This window comes from Streptomyces sp. NPDC055078 (assembly GCF_053607985.1).
Genome location: NZ_JBSGUP010000889.1, coordinates 1 through 2,702 on the forward strand (window position 1 = coordinate 1; position 2,702 = coordinate 2,702).

The window sequence follows — 2,702 nt, forward strand, 5'->3', positions numbered from 1 at the left end:
ACGGTGCTCATCGTGGCGCTGGGCGCCGCCGTCCAGGTACTGCCGCCCGGGCAGGCGCCGCCCGGCCCGGTGCTCGCCTGGTTCGCCCTCCCGCTGCTGCTCACCCTGAGCGGTCTCGCGATAGCGCGGATCGAGGTCCATCCGTACACCCGCTGGGCATCGGCCGAGGGGCAGCGGCTGCTCGGCTCCCTCATCCGCGTCCCGGACGGCAGCGAGCGCGGCTTTCTGACGGCGGTCGCGGTCGCCGGGCACAAGGCCATCGACGACCCCCGGCTGCGGGCGGCGCTCACCGGCGGTGGTCGGTAGTGCTCGGTCGGCTGGTCTTGTCACGTGTGGTGCCGGGGACTTCGCCGGCTGGATGAGGGCGGGTGAGCCGGCCCCGGCCCGGCCACCTCCGGGTACGGCTCGTACGCGGCGAGGGCCCCCGGCCGTGACCAGCCGCCCCGGCGCGAACAGGGCGCCGACCCCCTCCGCGCCGATGGCACGCCTCAACCGCGCGCACAGGTGGCGTACACCATCGGCCACATCCCGTCCGGGTCACCGAGCAGCGCGGCCGTACCGCGTCGACCCCGTCACGCCGGGGGCGCGGGGATGGCGGGCTCCGACGGCCGAGGCTCACCGGGCGACTCCAGGTGCGGACGGACACGGGTGCCGAGCGCACGCCCCGCCCGGAACGCCGCCGCGTACGTGTCCGTGTCGAGTGCCGCCTGGGCGGCGGCGGTGATCCGGTCCACGTCGCCGCGTTCGGCGGGTGGCAGCGGCGCGTCCACCGATTCCCGCGCGGCCGCCGCGGCTCCGAGCAGCCTGGCCGCCTCCGCCGGGTCCCCGCCGAGTACCGCCGCTCCCGCCAGTCCCTCCAGCGCCAGCGCCACCGCCCGGGGGTCGCCGACCGCCCGCGCCGCCGTCAGCCCCTCCCTGTGGAGCGACCGTGCCTCGACGATGTCTCCGCGTTCCCCGGCCAGGAACCCGAGGTGCGCCAGGACGAGCGCCACCGCCGCGTCGACCCCGCGCTCGCGGTTCCATTCCAGCGAGCGCCGCAGATACCGCTCGGCGGTGTCCGGGTCGCCGCGCCGGCGAGCGCCGAGGGCGAGCCCCAGGTCGGCGATCTGCTGCCCGAACTGGTCCGTGTGCTCGACGGCGATCCGCCGTGCCCGCCGGTGCAGGGCATCGGCGCGGGCAGTCTCCCCGGTGAGCAGCAGGATGTTCCCCATCGCCGAGAGCCGGTACGACAACTCGCTCCACAGCCGCAGCTCCTCGGCCGCCCGGATGCCTTCCCCGTGCAGCCGGGCGGCTTCGCCGTAGTCGCCCGCGATCTCGGCGAGGGTGCCGAGGGTGGGCAGGCACTGGAGGCGGCCCCAGGTGTCGTCGAGCCCGGTGAAGAGGGTGAGGCCGCGGGTGGCGTCGTCGCGGGCGGCGGTCAGATCGCCGCGGGTCAGCCGTTGCCAGGCCCGGGTGGACAGAGCCGCCGCTGTTCCCCAGGTGTCGTCCAGTTCCGCGAAGGCGTCCAGGGCCTGGGCGGTGAGCCGTTCGCCGGTCGGCAGGCTGTCGAAGCCGAGCAGGGACGCCAGATATCCGCGGGCGCGCGCCTCGCCCGCCGGGTCGGCCACGCCGTGGGGGCCCTCGTAGGCCGCGATGGCGTCCAGCGCGGCCCGGCCGGCGTCGGTGACCTCGCCGCACACGATGTCGATGCCGGTGCGCCACACCCGCGCGGCCGCGGTGGGAGAGGCGTCGACGCCGGACGAGCGGGGGACGAGCGCGAGGGCGGCGTCCAGCGCGCGCGCCGCCTCGTTGAGCCGCCCGCGGAGGTACCAGTACCAGGACTGGGCGTTGACCAGCCGCAGTGCGTCGTCGGTGGCTCCGTGTGCGACGGCGTCGTCGAGGGCGGCACGCAGGTCGGGTGCCTGGGTGTCGAGGGCGGTGAGCCATCGCTGCTGGCCGGGGCCGCGGAGCCGGGCGTTCGCGTGTTCGGCGAAAGCGACCTGGTGGGCGCGGTGGCGTTCCCGTACGGCCGTGGTCTCCCCGGCGGCGGCGAGGCGTTCGCGGCCGTACGCGGCGACGGATTCCAGCAGCCGGTAGCGCACCCCGAGCCCGTCCGGGTCGGCCACCGCCACGACGAGGGAGCGTTCGACCAGCCGGGCGAGGAGGTCGGCGACCTCGGCCCGGCCGACAGGGGGACCCGCGCACATGGCTTCGGCGCCCGCGAGCGTGCTGCTGTCGGCGTGGGCGGAGAGTCTGCGCAGGACCGCGCGCTCCGGGGCGTCGAGCAGGTCCCAGCTCCAGTCGATCATCGCGCGCAGGGTGCGGTGCTTGGCGGCGACTCCGCGGCCTTCGGTGGCCAGCAGGCGGAACCGGTCGCCCAGCCGCTCGGCCAGGGTGGTGAGACCGAGGGAGCCGGCCCGGGTCGCCGCCAGCTCCAGCGCGAGCGGCAGGCCGTCGAGGCGCCGGCAGATCTCGGCGACCGTTTCCCCGGCCCGTCCCTCGATCCGGAGACCGGGCGCGGACGCCGCCGCACGGGCGCGGAACAGCCGGATCGCGTCCGTCTCCGGCAGCGGGGCGACCGTGTGGACCGCTTCGCCGGGGACGCGCAGTGGTTCCTGGCTGGTGGCCAGGACCCGCAGCCCGGGCGCGGCCCGCAGCAGGGCGGCCGTCAGCTCGGCGGCGGCGTCCGCGAGATGTTCGCAGTTGTCCAGGACGAGCAGTAC

General features: G+C 76.5%; 1 protein-coding gene and 1 pseudogene. One reads left to right on the forward strand and one right to left on the reverse strand.

Translation table 11 applies throughout. The annotated features are described in order from the left end of the window. A pseudogene (locus ACWF94_RS38200) lies at window positions 1–306 on the forward strand (TIGR04222 domain-containing membrane protein); the annotation flags it as partial. Window positions 307–572: 266 nt separating this feature from the next. On the opposite strand, the gene ACWF94_RS38205 reads toward ACWF94_RS38200, so the two are convergent. Further along, window positions 573–2,702 (reverse strand): ATP-binding protein (locus tag ACWF94_RS38205; protein ID WP_453499516.1); only part of this gene is annotated, 2,130 nt, incomplete at its 5' end.